Here is a 16,569-nt window from a genome sequence, read left to right on the forward strand (position 1 = left end):
CCCGGGTGGGCACGCCGCTTCAGCCGCATCGTGAGTTCGGGTGGGGCAAACACTCTCGGCAGGCCATGCAACGCGGCGCCGATCCGCACCCACCCCGCCCCACGACCAGCCCCGGGGTGGGCACGCCGCTCCAACCCGCAACGCGAGCACGGGTGGGCCGAAACCCCCGACCGACCTCCGACACCCCCGCGATCCCGTTCGCACCCGGTAACCGCAGCCCCCTGGGTTCCTGTTGAGCGCCACGCGCACAATGGGGTGTGACTCATTACGACTTGGTGGTCGTCGGCACCGGCTCCGGCAATACGATCGTGACCCAGCAGTTCGCGGACCGGAAAGTGGCGATCGTCGAACGCGGCACCTTCGGTGGGACCTGTCTGAACGTGGGGTGCATCCCGACCAAGATGTTCGTGCACACCGCCGATCTGGCCGCGGTGCCGTCGCACAGTTCGCGGTTGGGTGTGGACGAGCAGCTGACCGGGGTTCGCTGGCCGGATATTCGGGATCGAGTATTCGGGCGCATCGACCCGATCTCGGCCGGTGGCGAGGAGTACCGGGAGAAGCACGCGAACAACGTCAACGTCACCCTGTACCACGGCACCGGGCGGTTCACCGCTGAGCGCGAGCTGACCGTCACGGCGAACGAGGGCGGCCGGACCGAGGTGTTGACCGCCGACAAGTTCGTGCTCGCCGCGGGCAGCCGGCCGGTCATTCCCGAGATCTTCGGGCTGACGGAGACCGGGTTCCACACCTCGGACACGATCATGCGGCTCGACGAGCTGCCGCGCCGGCTGGGCATCATCGGCAGCGGGTTCGTGGCGGCCGAGTTCGCGCACGTGTTCTCGTCGCTCGGGGTCGAGGTCACGCTGATCGCGCGGTCCGACCTGCTGCTCCGCGGCGAGGACGCCGAGGTCGCCAAGCGCTACACGGAGATCGCGCGGGAGCGGTACGACGTACGGACCCGCCGCGAGACGATGGGCGTCAACCGGACCAAGGACGGCATCGCGATCCGGACGCTGAGCCCGGACGGCGCCGAGGACCTGTACGTCGACGAGCTGCTGGTCGCCGTCGGGCGGCAACCGAACTCCGACCTGCTGAACCTCGACGTGACCAAGATCGAGGTGGACAAGGACGGCCGGGTGGTGGTCGACGAGTTCCAGGAAACAGGGGCCGAGGGCATCTACGCGCTCGGCGACGTCAGTTCGGAGTACCAGCTCAAGCACGTCGCCAACCACGAGGCGCGCGTCGTGCAGCACAACCTGCTGCACCCGGACGACCGGATCGAGTCCGACCACCGCTTCGTCCCGCACGCCGTCTTCGGCTCACCGCAGGTCGCCTCGGTCGGGCTGACCGAGGAAGAAGCCACCGCCAAGGGCGTCTCGTACGTCGTCGGCAGCCAGGCGTACGCCGACATCGCCTACGGCTGGGCGATGGAGGACACCACCGGCTTCGCCAAGATCCTCGCCGACCCCGACACCGGCCTGATCCTCGGCTGTCACGTGATCGGCCCGGAGGCATCGATCGTGATTCAGCCGGTCATCCAGGCGATGAGCTTCGGCCTGGACGCCGACACGATGGCGCGTGGCCAGTACTGGATCCACCCGGCGATGCCCGAACTGATCGAGAACGCCCTGCTCAACCTGAAGCTCACCAAGAACAAGAAGTAGCAGACCGGCTCAGCGGAACGCGGCGATCACCTCGCCGGCGGTCTCGAGCGGGGTGAGGTCGTCGTCGAGGTTGGGCAGACTGATCATCACCTCGGTCGCGCCCGCCTCGGCGAGTTCGCGGAAGCGGCCGATCTGGTCGGAGACACTTCCGGCGTTGACAGTCGCCGCATACTTCGCTGGGTTCTGATTGCGCGGCCGATGCAACTCGACGAGGTCATCGACCTCGCGGGGTTGCCGCCCGATCAGCGTGGTCGACAGATGCGTGAGCTGCGGAGGAGTCTCCCGACCAGCCGGCGTGTGCGCCGCCAGATAAGAGGCATGCCGCCGGACCGCCGCCGCGTCGCCGAACACATTCGCGGCATCGGCGTACCGCGCCGCCAGCCGCAGCGTGCGTGGACCGCTACCGCCGAGCAGCAGCGGCAGCGGGTCCTGCAACGGGCGCGGATAGCAAGCAGTCTCCGGTACGTCGAGAACCTTGCCGCGCCAAGGTTTGTTGCCCGGTCCCCACATCACCGGCAGCAACTGCAGCGCATCCTCAAGCAACGCGTACCGATCACCAACAGACGGAAACTCCCACCCGTACGCCTTGTGCTCCTGCTCGAACCACGCCAACCCCACCCCGCACACCGCGCGACCACCACTCAGTACGTCGAGCGTCGCCGCGATCTTCCCAAGATGCGCCACGTTGCGATAGGTGATCCCGCTGACCAGCGTCCCGAGCCGCACTCGCTCAGTGCAAGCGGCGAGGTAGGCCAGCGTCGTCCAGCTCTCCAGGAAGTCCTCCCAGGCACGCCCCACCTGCGGGATCTGCCGGAAGTGATCCATCACATAGATCCCGTCGAACCCAGCCGCCTCCGCCGCGCGCCCGACCCGGCGTACCCACTCACCGGTCGTTGCCCGGCCACCCTTGTGCGTATAGCTCCCCAGCTGCAGCCCGAACCTCAACCCGGTCGGCTGCTCAGCCTGCCGCCGCACTGCCTCCCCGGCCCCGACAAACGCCTCCGGTACGACGCGAAGCGCGCCCGGTGCGAGGATCTCGTCGTATCCCTCACCCGGCAACTCCTTCTTCACCGCGGCCCACGCCTTGAGCTGACCACTCAGCACGTCAGCCGGTATCCGCTTCACCCGCTCCCGATTCCGCCGCCGGCACTCCTCAGCCGGCGTATCGAACCCCACTGCCACACACGGCACCCCAGCCTCCCGAGCCGCCGCCAGCCACCCAAGCCGCCGGTCCCGATCCAGCCCCAGCGTGTCGATCACCGTCGTCAACCGCCGCCCGATCCGCTGCCGCACCACGTCTTCCAGCAACCTGAACGCATCAGCACTGGCCGCCAGGTCGTCCTCACCGGCCCCCACCAGCGCCCGTAACCGGTCACTCGACACGACGAGATCACCCGAGAACGTCTCCGCCGCCCACGTCGACTTCCCGGCCGCCCCCGGCCCGACCAGCACCACCACACACGGCGACGGCAGATTCCGTCCTTCGACCTCCATAACTCAGTTTCACACTTTCCCAACCAGATCGGGATTGCCGGCGTCTCATCAGTTGCAAGCGTCGATCTGATTCACGGGGAGTGTCATGGCCAGCAAACTCGGTGCCTTCATCAACACCGGCATCGGTATCTCGGCAGCTTTCGTCGTCGCCGGGGTAGTGGCCTTCGGGATGGCACAAGCGGATCAAGCCTCCGCCACCGAGCCGACCAGCTCGGTGGTCTCAACGCCTGCCAAAGCGTCAGCCAAGGCACCGACCAAGGCTCCGTCCACAGCGCCAACAGCTACCAACAACCCCACCGCCGAAGCAGTAGCTGAAGGCAACAAAACCCTCTTCCTCACCTTCGACGACGGACCCGACCCGGTCTGGAGCCCGCAGGTGCTCGCGGTACTGGCGAAGTACAACGCCCACGCAACCTTCTTTCAGCTCGGCAGCATGCAGTCCGCGCACCCCGCCCTCCGCGACCAGATCCTTGCCGCAGGCAACACAATCGGCAACCACTCGATCTCGCACGCCCAGCTGACCAAGGTCTCGGCCACCAAACGCCACCACGAGATCTTCGACGGTCCGCAGTCGAAATGCTTCCGCCCCCCGTACGGCGCCGCCAACGCGAGCGTCCGGGCCGACATCAAGGCGGCCGGCATGACCCCGGTCCTCTGGGACATCGACACCCTCGACTGGCAGCGCCCGGGCAAGCAGGCGATCGTCAACACGATCCTCACCCAGGCCCGCAGCGGCAGTGTCGCCCTCATGCACGACGCCGGCGGCAACCGCAGCCAGACCGTCGCCGCCCTCGACCAGGCCCTGCAGACCCTGACCGCCCAGGGCTACACCTTCCCGGCGATGGACTGCTGAGCGAACTCCGCAACCAGACAAGCCCCGCCGATGGGGGAGTCGGTGATCGTCAAGGTCGCGCCGTGCCGGACAGCGATCTCGCGAGCAATCGCCAGGCCGAGACCAGCGCCACCAGCGCCACCAGCGCCACCAGCTCCATCAGCACCACCAGCGTCCCGCGTGCGCGAATCATCCAGCCGAGTAAAGCGCTCGAACACAACCCCCCGAGCCTCGACCGGAATCCCCGGTCCGTCATCCGCCACCCGCAGTACCACGCAGACACCGGCCGAGACACCAATGGCGACGGCGGTCCGCGCATGCCGGATCGCGTTGTCCAGCAGGTTCCGCACCAGCCGATCGAGCTGCACCGCGTTCCCACGGACGAGCGCCGCGGGTACCACGTCCACCTCGAGCTCGACCCGCTCAGGCCAACGACGTGCCACCTGCAGCCGGACAAGCTCCGCCAGGTCGACCAGCTGACCAGGCGGATCCCGATCAGCATCGAGGCCGGCCACCAGCAGTAGATCGTTCGCCAGCTCCTGCAGGCGGCGGGTGTCGCCGGCCGCGTTCGCGACCACCTTCTGGAGATCGACGCTGTCGGGGTGCTGCTCAGCCACCTCCAGTACCGCGCGCAGGCCGGCGATCGGATTACGCAGTTCGTGCGCCGCGTCGGCCACGAACCGGCGCTGCTGATCCGCCGAGCTCTCCAGCCGGTCCAGCGTCTCGTTCAGGGCCAGCGCCAACCGTTCGATCGCGTCGTTCGACGGCGGAACAGGAAGTCGCCGATGGAGGTCCTGAGCGCTGATCCGGGCCGCCTCGGTCCGCATCCGGTCAACCGGCCGCAGCGACAGCCTGGTGGCGAGATACGCGCCCAGCATGATCAACAGCACGGCCAACGGCATCGTCGGCAGCAACACCCTGTCCACCCCGGCCACCGCTTGCCGAGCGTCGAACGGCAGGATGGCCATGGAGAACGAGACGGTCGAATCGTCACCGGGCCCAGGCCGGTAGAAACTGGCCGGCTGGATCATCCGCCAGACCTCGATCTCCTGCCCTGCAAGGGTTTTCGCGTCATCACAATAGGCGTACGGCGCTTTACCAAGCTCCGGAGCGCAAACCCCCTGCTCCGCATACGGGCCGAGCCGCAGCTTCACCCGATACGGCCCCCAAGTGGTCGCCCGAGGCGGAATCGGGCTGAGTGGACCGGCGCCCGCGAAAGGCGCCAGCCGCTCCGAGACGGCGAGCACCTTGCCGTCGCTGCCGACGGTCTCGTAGGTGGCATCGATCGGGTCGTGCTCACCCGCCGTACCAGGGAAGTCCTGCCGACGCTCGCCGTCGGTCAGCATCGCGTACAGATCCGCCGCCGCCCGCTCGCTGGATGCCTCGTACCGCTCGGCATAGACGGTGTGCCGCAACCAGATGGTGAAACCGGCCGCCAGTACGGCGCCGACGAGTCCCGCCACCAGCGCGGTACGGGCTGCCGTCGACACCGTGAACCAGCGTCGCCGCATCATTCGTCCTGACCCGACAGGCGGTACCCCACACCCCGGACCGTCTGCAGCGAGTGTCGCCCGAACGGCTGGTCGATCTTCCGCCGCAGAGCGCTGATGTGCACCTCGACCGTGTTCTCCTGGCCCACGAAGTCCCAGCCCCAGACCTGTTCGAGGATCTCGCGCCGGGTCACCACGGTCTCGCGGTGCTCGCCGAGGAACTCCAGAACGGCGAACTCCCGATCGGTCAGCACGATCCGCTGCCCGGCCCGGGAGCACCGCCGGGCGGCGCCGTCGACGACCAGATCGCCCACCACCACCTGGGTCGGCGCCTGGCCGGTACGCCGCAGCAGCGCGCGCAGCCGGGCCACCAGGACGACGTACGAGAACGGCTTGGTCAGGTAGTCGTCGGCACCCGTGTCGAGCCCCTCCACCTCGTCGTACTCACCGCTCTTGGCGGTCAGCATCAGGATCGGAACGTCGTTACCGGTGCGCCTGATCTCGGCGCAGACCCGGTAGCCGCTCAGCCCGGGCAGTTGGAGATCGAGCAGGATCGCGGCGTAGACGTTCGTCTCGGCCGCCTGGACCGCCTCGAGGCCGTCGTGCCGGACGTCGACCTCGAAGCCATGGGCCTCGAGCCCCCATTTCAGCGCCTCGGCGAGCCGGCGCTCGTCCTCGACGACCAAGAGCCGCATGGCCCCAGCATGCCATGACCGGCCGAGCCGAATCCTGAAGCCGGCTTCAGAATTCAGCGGCGTTCCTTCAGCACCCGCGAGGTACGGTCCGCCGATGACTTCCTTGCTGCTGGGTGGACTGGGCGCCGTCGTCATTCCCCTTGTGCTGTGGGAGATCCGTGCCGTCCTGCGTCGGGCGCGCCGGTGAGTCTGTCGGTCGAGAGCCGGCCGGTCAGTGCGCCGCCGGTCCGGCGAACCCAGCCGGCCATCGCCATCGGCCGTCCGACCCGTACGACGACCTGGACCGCCGTCGCCGTAGCAGCCGTCTTCGCCGCGATCTACCTGATCTACTCGCTCGGGCGCCATCGCGCCTTCGCTACCACGGGGTTCGACCTCGGCATCTTCGAGCAGGCGGTCGGCAGCTACGCCCACGGCCACTGGCCGACCTCCACGATCCGCGCACCAGGCCTCAACCTGCTCGGCGACCATTTCCACCCGATCCTGGCCGTTCTCGCGCCCTTCTACCGGCTCTTCCCGTCGGCCGAGACACTGCTCGTCGCGCAGGCACTGCTGCTGGCCGCGTCGGTGCTGCCGATCACCCGGATCGCCTGCTCGATGATGGGCCGCTGGCTGGGCGTGACGATCGGTGTCGCCTACGGCCTGTCCTGGGGACTGCAGAACACGCTGCGCTTCGACTTCCACGAGGTCGCGTTCGCCGTACCGCTGCTGGCCTTCGCGCTCGAGAAACTCCTCCGCGGCCGGTACTCCGCCGCCGTGGCGATCGCCACGCCGATCGTGCTGGTCAAGGAGGATCTCGGCCTGACCCTCGCCGCGCTCGGAGTACTGCTCGCGCTGTATCGCCCGACCCGCCGGCTCGGGGTCTGCACCGCGCTGGCCGGCGCCGCCACGACCGCGCTCACCGTCCTGGTGGTGATCCCCGCATTCAGTGCCGACGGCAACTATCAGTACCTGCACGCCGGTGGCGTCAACCCGTACGGCGTAGTGCACGGCGACCGGCTGGACCCTTCGAAGCTCGTCCTGCTGGTACTCCTCCTGCTCCCGACCGCCTTCATCGCCTTGCGATCACCGCTCCTGCTCCTCGCGCTGCCCACGCTGGCCTGGCGGCTGCTCGGCACGTACGAGTTCTACTGGACCCCGATGTTCCACTACGACGCCGTTCTGATGCCGATCCTGTTCTGCGCACTCGTCCACGGCCTCGTTCTCCTCCGCCCACGCCTGATGCGCGTCACCCGCGGCACAGCCGCATCACCGTGGGCGCGCGCGTTCCTCGGCGCGGTACTGGTGATGCTCGGCCCCTTCGCCGGTACGCCGACTCCGCTGCGCGACCCGGCGTTCAACAAGCCGCCGGAGTACGCCGCAGCGGCCAAGCGGCTGATGGCTCACATCCCTGACGGCGCGACGGTCGCCACCGAGAACGTGCTGGCTCCGCAACTCACCAGCCGGACGACGGTCTATCTGCTCCCGCACGCCACGGAAACCGACTGGATCCTGGCCTTTGCCAACCAGCCCGCCACCCTCTGCCCCCTGCTCGCCACCGCCGACCAGGTGCACACCGACGGCTGGCTGGTCCTGATCCACCGCGGCCCAGCGCCTACGCCACTAACACTTCCCGGCTGCTGAACCGGCTATCCGATGGACAGGTTCCCTAAGATCGGGGGATGCGACTGTTTGTGGCGGTGGTACCGCCGGTGGAGGTTGTCGAGCATCTGAGCGAGTTCGTGGAGCCCCGCCGGGCCCACCAGGACGAGGACCTCCGGTGGTCGGCGGACGAGAACTGGCACATCTCCACCACCAAAGCCTGCTGACCTGCTCTTCAGGCGTTGTACGCAGCGTCATCAGGGGAGATATGACGGTCCTGCTCCGTGGCTGCTCCGTCTGCCCGAACTCGTCTCGGGTTGCCTCGGACTCGTCCTGACGAAGTGTCAGGGAGCGATCCGCTTCCAGGTCATCGACCACCAGCTTGGTTCGTATTCGTGCACAAACACTTTGCGGAAACCCGGATCGGCACTCTGCACCGTTTGAACGCACACGTGGCTGCCGCTCTGTGGCCGGCACAGCCGTGCGCCGCGCCACCCTGTCCCTACCGCAATGAGTCTGGTCTGCGGCGCCTTCCTGTCGTCTTGCGCCCGCACTGCGTTGGATGCGACGGTGAGGTATCCATCTGTGGCGGCGTTTTTCACCTGTACGATATCGCTCCCGTCTTCTTGACCGACCACGCTGATTTCCCACTTCTGGTGCAGGTTGCCGGCCTGGCACGGTTTGATGTAGACATTTCCTCCAAAATCCGAGTCGAGACACCAGCCCGCCGGCGACCAACTCTCCAGTCTGCCGGTCAGGGTGGCAGCCTGCGCGACCGAGGCACTCAGGCCGGTTGTAGCCGCCAACGTCACCAACGTGACCGCGATCGGCAGGGAAGCGCGCTTCAGACGGCATCGCCGGTCGGCACCTCGAGGAACTCGAACGACCATGACATCTCCTTCCGTGCGACTGAAAACGGAGAAGCCGGTGAAGGTTCTTGCGGGCTCTACTGCATCGAAGAATCGATGGCAGGCATTGTGTCGAGTGCCGGCCTCGGCAACCAGAAGTCTGCCGAGCTCAGGGAGTTATCCGCTTCCAGGTCATCGACCACCAGCCTTGCTCGTATTCGTGCAGGAACACGCTCCGGATATCCGGAGCCGCACTCTGGGTCGTTTGAATGCACTCGAGGGTGCCGTTCTGGGTTCGGCACAACCGCGCGCCGCTCCACCCTGGCCCGACCGCACGGAGCCTGGTCTCTGGGGCACTGTTGGTTTGCGTCCGTACTCCGGCGCTCCCGATGCTGAGGAGCCGCCCGGTCGCTCCGTTCGTCAACTGGACGAGATCGCTGCCTTCCTCCGAACCGACCACGCGAATGGTCCAGCGCTGGTACCCGTTGCCGCTCTGGCACGGTTTGATGTAGACGTCCCCGGCGGGGTTCGAGTCGAGACACCAGCCTGCGGGCGACCAACTCTCCAGTCTGCCCACCAGGTCGGCGGCCTGCGCAACCGAAACACTCATGCCGGTCGTAGCCACCAGCGTCACCAATGTGACCACGACCCGCAGAGAAGCACGCCCGAAACGACGTTGTGGACCGAGTCCTCGAGGACTTCGAACGGCCATGACATTTTCCTTCCACGCAACCGGACCGGGTAGGCCGGTGAAATGCGTCGCGGCCTCCCCAGCATTGAAGAATCGGTCGCACGCATTGTCGAGGCCTCGGCCTCGGCGACCAGAAGACTACGGGGTTCAGGTTTCGACCTACGGAGCCTCCGTAGTCTCTACGACTTCTTCAGAACCTGAGACATCTCGTAACATTGTGTAGTTGCTAGCGGTCCAATTGTTCGCACCTGCGCGGGTTCAGGTACTTGGGAGGGTCAATGGCGCGTAGACGGGTTTCGCAGAGCGATCGGCAGCGGCAGGCGGCTGCACAGGCACGGAATGCCGAGAAGGAACGAAAGGCCAGGGAGCGGGAGGTTCGGGAAGCTGAGAAGGAGCGCAAACGTCAGCACCTGATCAGCCGGAGCCAGAAGGTCGAGACGGACAATGCACGGCTGGAAGCCGCCGTGAGGCAACTGCGGGGGATTCTCGCGGGAGGTATTGCCCGCTCGGCCAAGTTCGACATCCTCGCCACCAGGCGAACGTTCAGTGCTCCGTCATTGGACCTGGGCGAGTACGGCACGGCATCCTCCGCACCGGTGTGGCATGAGTTCGCGCCCCGTGCGCCCGGAGCCGTGTCGAAGTTCTTCGGCGGTCAAGCCAGGTACGAGGACAAACGTGCGTGGGCAGAGCGCTCCTTCCAGAGCGCGACGGCTGAGCACACGGACCGGGAAATGCGCCGGCTCCGGGAGGTGGCGCGGTTGCGGCGCGCTCACGCTGAACAGGTCGCGAGCGGCGCCGAAGAGACCAGACGCCACAACCGGGCGGTCGAGGCCCTTGCAACTCGGCTTCGGGACCGGGACAAAGCCGCGGTCGAGAAGTATCTTCGCCGAGTCCTGCAGGTCACCCCGTTGCCGTCCGCGTTCCCGCGCAAGGTCGAACTGACGTTCAGCCCGCGGACCGAGCAGGTGGTCGTCCAGGTCGAGCTTCCCCCGAGGAGCATCGTGCCGACTGTGGCCTCTTACCGCTATCTGCCCACCAAGGACGAGATCAGGCCCGTGCAGCGTGCCCCGAAGGAGACCGCGAGTCTGTACCGGGACATCATCAGCCAGGTCGCTCTGCTGTTCGTCCGGGATCTGTTCGACAGCGATCCGAAGTTGGCGACCGTGGCCTTCAACGGCCACGTGCACGCGCTGAACCCGGGGACGGGACAGAAGGAGTACCCGTGCATTGTCAGCCTGAACGTGGAGCGGGCGGACTTCCCGCCGAACGCCAACCTGCGGAAGGTCGACCCCGCACAGTGTGTGAGACACCTCAACGCGATTGTTTCAGCGCACCCGTACGAGCTGGAGCCGATCGAGCCGATCCTCGACTTCGATCTCAGCAAGTACTCGTTCATCGAGGGATTCGACGCCGTGTCGACGCTCGATTCGCGGCCAGATCTGATGGAGATGTCGCCCACCAACTTCGAGCACTTGGTGCGTCAGATCTTCGTTGCCCAGGGCTGTGAGGGCTGGAACACCGAGCAGAGCAACGACGACGGCGTGGACGCCGTCATCGCGCGGCGAACGCCGTTGATGGGCGGCCTGAGTATCGTCCAGGCCAAGCGATGGAGCAAGGTGGTGGGCATCAGCCACGTCCGTGAGTTGGCAGGCGCGATGGAGGAGAAGCGGGCCGGTTGGGGAATCCTCGTCACCACCTCCTGGTTCACCGCGAAATGCTGGGACAAGGCCCGCGAGCACGGGCGGATGGAGCTCATCGATGGTGACCGCCTGGTCTATCTGATCAAGGAGCACCTGGCTAAGGACGTTCTGATCGGGATCGCCGACCGTCCGAAGCCGAAGGGCAACCGTGCTGCGCCTGGGCCGCTCTGAGCAAGCTTGGCGACGCGCCAGGTTGCGCCACAGCGGCCGGTTCCGACGATGACCAACCGCCGGCTGGACGATTTTGTCCTGGTGGGGGTCACGACACCCCACCAGGGCAAACTCTCCCTCACGATGATGTCCGCGCAGTCTTCTGTGGCCGAGTCGGCCGCAGAAGACTGTGAAGCATCCTGATGCGACTTACGGAGACTCTGTGACTTCTACGGATCTGATCGGGACAGGGTTGAATCCCGGCAGGAGCAGGTTGCCGCCGTCCACCGGGATCTCGGCCCCGGTGATGCGCGCCGAGTCGTCGGATGCGAGGAAGACGACGATCCCGCTCACCTCGTCGGGCCTGATCAGGCCGCCGTCGGCATGCAGGTAGTGCGCCCCCTGTTCGTGCTCGGCTCGAGTGGCGCCAGGATGTCCACCGGTCACCTCGTAGCAGCCCTGCCAGTCCGTCATCCCGGTGTCCACCAAGCCGGGCATGATCGCGTTGACGCGAACTCCGTGGGGCGCGAGTTCTTGCGCCGCGGCCTTCATCAAACCGTTCGCGCCGTGTTTGGCGGCGCTGTAGTGCGCCGCTCCTGGCTGTCCCCGTACCGCGCTCGCCGACGAAGCGATGATGACAGAGCCTGAATGCTGAGCGATCATTCCTGGCGCCACCGCCTTGAGAGTGCGCCAGACACCGGTCAGGTTGACGTCGAGCATGTCGTGCCAGCTGTCGTCCGTCAGCTCCCACAGCGGGCCGCGAGTCCAGATGCCGTGATTGATGACCACAATGTCGATCCTGCCGAATTCCTCGATGCCGGCGGCAACCGCTGCGTTCAACTGGCTCTGGTCCCGCACATCGGTTGTGCTGCCCAGGGCCCGCCGGCCAGTCTTCTCCACTTCGGCGAGCGTCTGATCGAGGTCGCCGGCCCCCGCCATCGGGTACGGCACCGAGGGAATCTGCGTGCAGATGTCGATCGCGACGACGTCGGCACCCTCGCGAGCCAGGGCCACCGCGTGAGCGCGTCCCTGCCCGCGTGCGGCACCCGTCACCAAGGCGACCTTTCCTGCCAGTCTGTCCACTGATCCTCCTTCAAAGATGGTGAATCATCCCGAAATGTCAACAATCTGTCACAACGAGAGCCTTGCATAGATAGGCAGAGTGGAGGGTGAGTGACCACGAGGAATGTTGCGGTGAATCTTGGGGATCTAACGCCCCACCGGATGCTGGTTGCCCAGCGCCCGACCAGCGAATGGAGTTCGACGTGCGCCTCGGCGACTTCTCGCCGTCAGCGGTGAACAGCACAAGATCCCCGGCCGGCCGCTCGGCCGTCGAGCGGCTGCTCCTGGTGCCGTGAGCCCACAGTTGACCCGCACCGGGAGCTCGCTGAACCGGATCTCCGCCATCTCCACCGGCACCAGAATGCTGGTGCCGTCGGCCTGCGGACGCAGCACCGCCAGCAAGGCCTGAAATGCAGCGTCCAGAACAGCGGGGTGCAACTGGTACCGGTTGACGTCGAGGCCCTCGACCTCGATCTCGGCGACCACCTCCTCAGTACCTAACCAGAGTCGTCGCAAATCTTGGAAGGCCGGCCCGTAGCGAAGGCCTGCCCGCTCGAAGCGTGCGTAGATCGATGCTCGTTCGACCTCGTTCAAGCCTGCGGTGAGAACCTCCAGAGACAATGAGCGCGGTCCGGGAGGAGTCGGATCCGCGAGCCCGGATCGTCGGCCGTTGGCATGAAGAACCCAGGCCGGATCATCGCCGGTACGCCGGCCGTACATGGTGATCTCACGCGTCGTCGGGTCGAAGCTCAACCGCAGGGTGTTGATCGTCGCAGGGTCGAGCACGAGCAGCCGATGGAAGGCCAGGTTCTCGATCCGGCAAGGCGTTTCGTCGTCGAACATCGCGAGCGCGGCCTCGACGTAGCCCGCACCGGGGAACACCACGTTCTCGCCGACGCGATGGTCGCCGAGGTACGGAAAGGCGGCCGGCGAGAGTTCGGTCTCCCAAATCGGCAGCGGCCCGTCGATGCTACGGCCGAGCAGACGCGGACTACTCTCGGCGCCGAACCGAACGCTTCTTGCTTCTGCGGACTCGTGCCAGTGTTACTCGCGCTGCCAGGCGTAGGTCGGCAAGTCGACGTGCCGCGGTTGGCCGGGGTGAACAAGGTTCCAGTCAACTGGTCCACCGGCGCAGTACACCGCGCCCAAGGCGTTTCGCAGGGTCAGTCCGTCCGCTCGGTGCCGTCGCTGCGAAGCGATCACCGCAGCGTCGCAGTCGGCCGCGGAGAGTGCCTCCTCGATGGCTGACGCGAGGACTGGATGCGGTCCGACCTCCAGAACCACCGCGGGGTTCTGATCGATGATCTTGGTGATCGCCGCGCTGAACCGAACCGGCTGCCGAACGTTTCGCCACCAGTAGGCGGCGTCCAGATCCTTTCCGTCCACCTCGTCGCCGGCAACAGTGGAGAAGAACGGGACTCGGCCCGTCGCGGCTCGATCGTCGCGAGCGCCGCGCGCAGTTCGTCCTGAATGGCGTCCATGTGATGGCTGTGATAGGCCACCTCGACCTGGAGCAACCGATAGAAGACGTCGGCACGGTCCATGTGATTCGCAAGTTTACCCAGCGCCGCCTCGTCACCGGACAACGTCGTCGTGGTGGGGCTGTTGACGGCGGCGACACTCACACCCTGCTCGAGGAGCGGCTCGAGTTCCGTGACAGGCAGCCCGATGGCCATCATCGCACCGAGGCCGGCCTGGGTGGCCTGCAGAGAAGCGCGGTGGAAGCTGATCGTGAGGGCATCCTCCAGCGAGTAGACGCCGGCCGCGTAGGCGGCGGCGACCTCGCCCACGATGTGGCCGACGACGGTGAAGGGAAGACATCCCCAGGACCGCCAGATCGCGGTGAGACCGGCTTGGAGGACGAAGTTGCCCACCTGCGCGTACACCGTCTGAGTGAGTCGCGAGTTCTTTTCCTCCCGGCCGAACTCCTCGGTCATCGAGATACCGAAGCGACTCAGGGTCCGGTCGTAGTCCTCGACGACGCTGGCGAACAACGGCTCGGTGTGGATCAGGTCCCGGCCCATGCCCCACCTTAGGACCCATCCCGGTGTACACGAAAGCGATGCCTGAATGTCGCCGTACAGGCTGGTCGGCCAGATGCAGTTCGCGGAGCTCCCTTGCGGCGTGAGAGGCTTCAGCGGTCAGGACGAAGGTCCGGAACGGGTGATGATCGCGACCCCGGCTCGCCGCGCGGCAGACCGCGCCCAGGGATGGTGGCAGAGGGCGTTCGAGCAGACCGGCGTACTCGTTGACCAGTTGCCGCAGCGCCGCCGTACTGCGCGCCGAGATCGGCAGCACCATCGCCGTCGGGGCGGATTCCTCCTCGGCGCCGGCGGCACTGGGACCCTGTTCGAGGATGGCGTGAGCATTGATGCCGCCGAAACCGAACGAGTTCACACCGGCCCGTCGAGGGCCCGGCGTTGACGGGAAGGGCATTGTCTCGGTCGGCACCTGAAGCGGAAGGACGTCGAACGGAATGTTCGGATTGGGGTTCTCGCAGTGCAGGTTCGGCGGAACCACGCCGTGCTGGACACACAATGCCGCCTTGATGACTCCGGCGATGCCGGCAGCGGCCTCCAGGTGGCCGATGTTGGTCTTGATCGAGCCGATCAGGTGGCGATGCGGAGAGGCCGCCAGAGCACGTCCGATCGCCCCGGCCTCGACCGGATCAGCGTCAGGAGTTCCGGTACCATCCGCTTCGAAGTACCCGACCGTCAGCGGATCGACATCGCCTCGACGGCAGGCCTCCCGGATCACAGACAACTGTGCATCTCCGCTGGGCACCGTGATCCCGGATGTGCGACCGTCCTGGTTGACGGCGGTACCACGGACGACAGCATGGATCCGGTCGCCATCTCGCTCGGCGAGGCTCAGTGGTTTCAGCACGACGAGTCCGGCGCCTTCGCCACGGGCATAGCCGTTCGCGCGGCTGTCGAACGCCTTGCAACGTGCATCGGGTGACAGGAAGTGCCCCTTGGACATCACCACTGTGGTGACCGGGTTCAGCATCAGGTTGACGCCGCCGGCCACCGCCATCTCGCATTCACCGGAAGCGATCGCGGTACAGGCGTAATGCAACGCGACGAGACTTGAAGAACAGGCGGTCTCGATGGTCAGGCAGGGCCCTTGCCAGTCGAAGACGAAGGCCAGGCGTGCGGACAGCAGCGTCGTACTGGCGGCGGTCGCCGTCTGGTTGCCGATCAGGCCGCGGTTCGCCTCGGCGACCTGCAGGTGCATCGAGTCGTTGATGAAGCCCCCGACAAACGTGCCGATGCCGCGTCCGGCCAGCGTGCTGGGCGGGATGCCGGCATCCTCCAGCGCCTCCCAGGCGACCTCGAGCAGCAACCGCTGTTGCGGATCCAGCGGAGTGGCCTCGCGCGGCGTCATCCCGAAGAAGGCGGCATCGAAGCGATCGATGGACTGATCGAGAAATCCACCCTGCCGCACCGGGGTTTCCCCCGGACTCGACGGGTCGGCAGCATAGAACAGGTCCGTCCGCCAGCGATCTGCCGGAACATCGCCGAGCGCGTCGACGCCGGCCAGGAGTTGTTCCCACAGAGCTCCGGGTGAGTTACCACCACCCGGAAAGCGGCAGCCGATACCGATAATGGCGATGGGATCCATGTGAATCGCCCCCTTTAGATCTCCCCAGCATTGAACGGACCTACGGCGTGCAGTGTCGAGGGGTGGGCCGGGAGTGCCGAAAAGCTACGGAGGGCTGCAGAATCCTTCGGAGCCTCCACGATTGTCTTCGGGAACGCGGCAAAGGAGGCGAGATCACACTGACGTCCACTGCCTCGAGCGGGTCCAATCCGAAGCAGCGGCGACGGCCAGCGCGAACAGCCGCATGACGACGAACGAAGGGTTTCGGCGAAAAGCATCGAAGAGCAAGCGGGAGAATCTCGGCCGGCTGTAGGGTGCTGTGCAATCGAAGGGGGTCACGTGGCAGACGGATCGACAACCCGGCTGGAGTTGGTGGAGTTTCTGGCCGACCTGCGAGCCGACCTGGAGGCGGCCCGGGTCGCGGCGGTGAACGAGGGCGGCGAGTTACGGCTGGGCGTGGAGGAGGTGTCGGTCACGCTGGAGGTCGTCCATGAGCGCACCACGACCGCGGAACTGGGCGGCAAGATCAGCGGGAAGTTCTGGGTGTTCGGGTCGGCCGAGGCCTCGGGCACGGCTGGGCACGAGGCGAAGCGGTCTGGCACCCAGACGTTGACGCTGACCCTGCGGCCCCGGCTGGAGTCGACCGACGAGCAAGGGGCAACCACGCGTCGGGGTCTCGATGTGTACGGCGAGGTCGGGCCTGACGAGCAGCAGCCGCCCCCGCCGATCCACAACTGAGCCGTTCGGCCGGGGCGGTGACAC

12 protein-coding genes and 2 pseudogenes are annotated in these 16,569 nt (G+C 66.5%); 6 read left to right on the forward strand and 8 right to left on the reverse strand.

The genetic code is table 11. The annotated features are described in order from the left end of the window. The first annotated feature begins 257 nt into the window (after window positions 1-257). Complete coding sequence (locus AB0P21_RS18465; protein ID WP_363698039.1) at window positions 258-1,664, forward strand: mycothione reductase; 1,407 nt, start codon at window positions 258-260, stop codon at window positions 1,662-1,664. Between the two features lie 9 nt (window positions 1,665-1,673). Here the strand turns inward: AB0P21_RS18465 and AB0P21_RS18470 are convergent, their stop codons facing one another. Further along, window positions 1,674-3,158 carry an LLM class flavin-dependent oxidoreductase gene (locus AB0P21_RS18470; RefSeq protein ID WP_363698040.1) on the reverse strand — a complete coding sequence of 495 codons (1,485 nt, stop codon included), beginning with the start codon at window positions 3,156-3,158 and terminating at the stop codon, window positions 1,674-1,676. Window positions 3,159-3,243: 85 nt separating this feature from the next. On the opposite strand from AB0P21_RS18470, the gene AB0P21_RS18475 reads away from it, so the two are divergent. Next, on the forward strand, window positions 3,244-4,011 hold the full coding sequence (locus AB0P21_RS18475; protein ID WP_363698041.1) for a polysaccharide deacetylase family protein: 768 nt from the start codon (window positions 3,244-3,246) through the stop codon (window positions 4,009-4,011). Here the strand turns inward: AB0P21_RS18475 and AB0P21_RS18480 are convergent. Together AB0P21_RS18480 and AB0P21_RS18485 are read right to left on the reverse strand one after the other, a co-directional pair. Continuing rightward, complete coding sequence (locus tag AB0P21_RS18480) at window positions 3,984-5,501, reverse strand: HAMP domain-containing sensor histidine kinase (RefSeq protein ID WP_363698042.1); 1,518 nt, start codon at window positions 5,499-5,501, stop codon at window positions 3,984-3,986. The two genes, AB0P21_RS18475 and AB0P21_RS18480, sit on opposite strands and share 28 nt — an antisense overlap. Continuing rightward, window positions 5,501-6,175 carry a response regulator transcription factor gene (locus AB0P21_RS18485; RefSeq protein WP_363698044.1) on the reverse strand — a complete coding sequence of 225 codons (675 nt, stop codon included), beginning with the start codon at window positions 6,173-6,175 and terminating at the stop codon, window positions 5,501-5,503. Before AB0P21_RS18485 ends, AB0P21_RS18480 begins: the two co-directional genes overlap by 1 nt. 183 nt (window positions 6,176-6,358) lie before the next feature. On the opposite strand from AB0P21_RS18485, the gene AB0P21_RS18490 reads away from it, so the two are divergent. Further along, window positions 6,359-7,795 carry a DUF2079 domain-containing protein gene (locus AB0P21_RS18490; protein ID WP_363698046.1) on the forward strand — a complete coding sequence of 479 codons (1,437 nt, stop codon included), beginning with the start codon at window positions 6,359-6,361 and terminating at the stop codon, window positions 7,793-7,795. A 38-nt stretch (window positions 7,796-7,833) separates the two neighbouring features. Beyond that, entirely contained in the window at window positions 7,834-7,980 is a 147-nt protein-coding gene (locus AB0P21_RS18495) for a hypothetical protein (RefSeq protein WP_363698048.1), read from the forward strand. Window positions 7,981-8,097: 117 nt separating this feature from the next. On the opposite strand, the gene AB0P21_RS18500 is transcribed toward AB0P21_RS18495, so the two are convergent. Further along, window positions 8,098-8,643, reverse strand: a complete 546-nt coding sequence (locus AB0P21_RS18500) for a hypothetical protein (protein WP_363698049.1) — start codon at window positions 8,641-8,643, stop codon at window positions 8,098-8,100. 927 nt (window positions 8,644-9,570) lie between these two features. On the opposite strand from AB0P21_RS18500, the gene AB0P21_RS18505 reads away from it, so the two are divergent. Next, window positions 9,571-11,163, forward strand: coding sequence for a restriction endonuclease (locus tag AB0P21_RS18505; RefSeq protein ID WP_363698050.1), 1,593 nt, complete (start codon window positions 9,571-9,573; stop codon window positions 11,161-11,163). A 189-nt stretch (window positions 11,164-11,352) separates the two neighbouring features. Here AB0P21_RS18505 and AB0P21_RS18510 read toward each other — a convergent pair whose 3' ends face one another. From AB0P21_RS18510 to AB0P21_RS18525, 4 genes and pseudogenes are all read right to left on the reverse strand, one after another. Further along, window positions 11,353-12,225 carry a mycofactocin-coupled SDR family oxidoreductase gene (locus tag AB0P21_RS18510; RefSeq protein ID WP_363698052.1) on the reverse strand — a complete coding sequence of 291 codons (873 nt, stop codon included), beginning with the start codon at window positions 12,223-12,225 and terminating at the stop codon, window positions 11,353-11,355. Window positions 12,226-12,351: 126 nt separating this feature from the next. After that, a complete protein-coding gene (locus AB0P21_RS18515; protein WP_363698449.1) occupies window positions 12,352-13,188 on the reverse strand; it encodes a polyketide synthase dehydratase domain-containing protein in 837 nt (278 codons plus the stop codon). Window positions 13,189-13,248: 60 nt separating this feature from the next. Continuing rightward, window positions 13,249-14,228: pseudogene (locus AB0P21_RS18520) on the reverse strand (acyltransferase domain-containing protein). A gap of 130 nt (window positions 14,229-14,358) precedes the next feature. After that, window positions 14,359-15,828 (reverse strand): annotated as a pseudogene (locus AB0P21_RS18525) (polyketide synthase); the annotation flags it as partial. 318 nt (window positions 15,829-16,146) lie between these two features. Between AB0P21_RS18525 and AB0P21_RS18530 the strand changes: the two are divergent. After that, entirely contained in the window at window positions 16,147-16,545 is a 399-nt protein-coding gene (locus AB0P21_RS18530; protein WP_363698054.1) for a trypco2 family protein, read from the forward strand. The last annotated feature ends 24 nt before the right edge of the window (window positions 16,546-16,569 follow it).

It is taken from the genome of Kribbella sp. NPDC056861 (assembly GCF_040687575.1).
In the GTDB taxonomy this organism is placed as follows: Bacteria; Actinomycetota; Actinomycetes; order Propionibacteriales; family Kribbellaceae; genus Kribbella.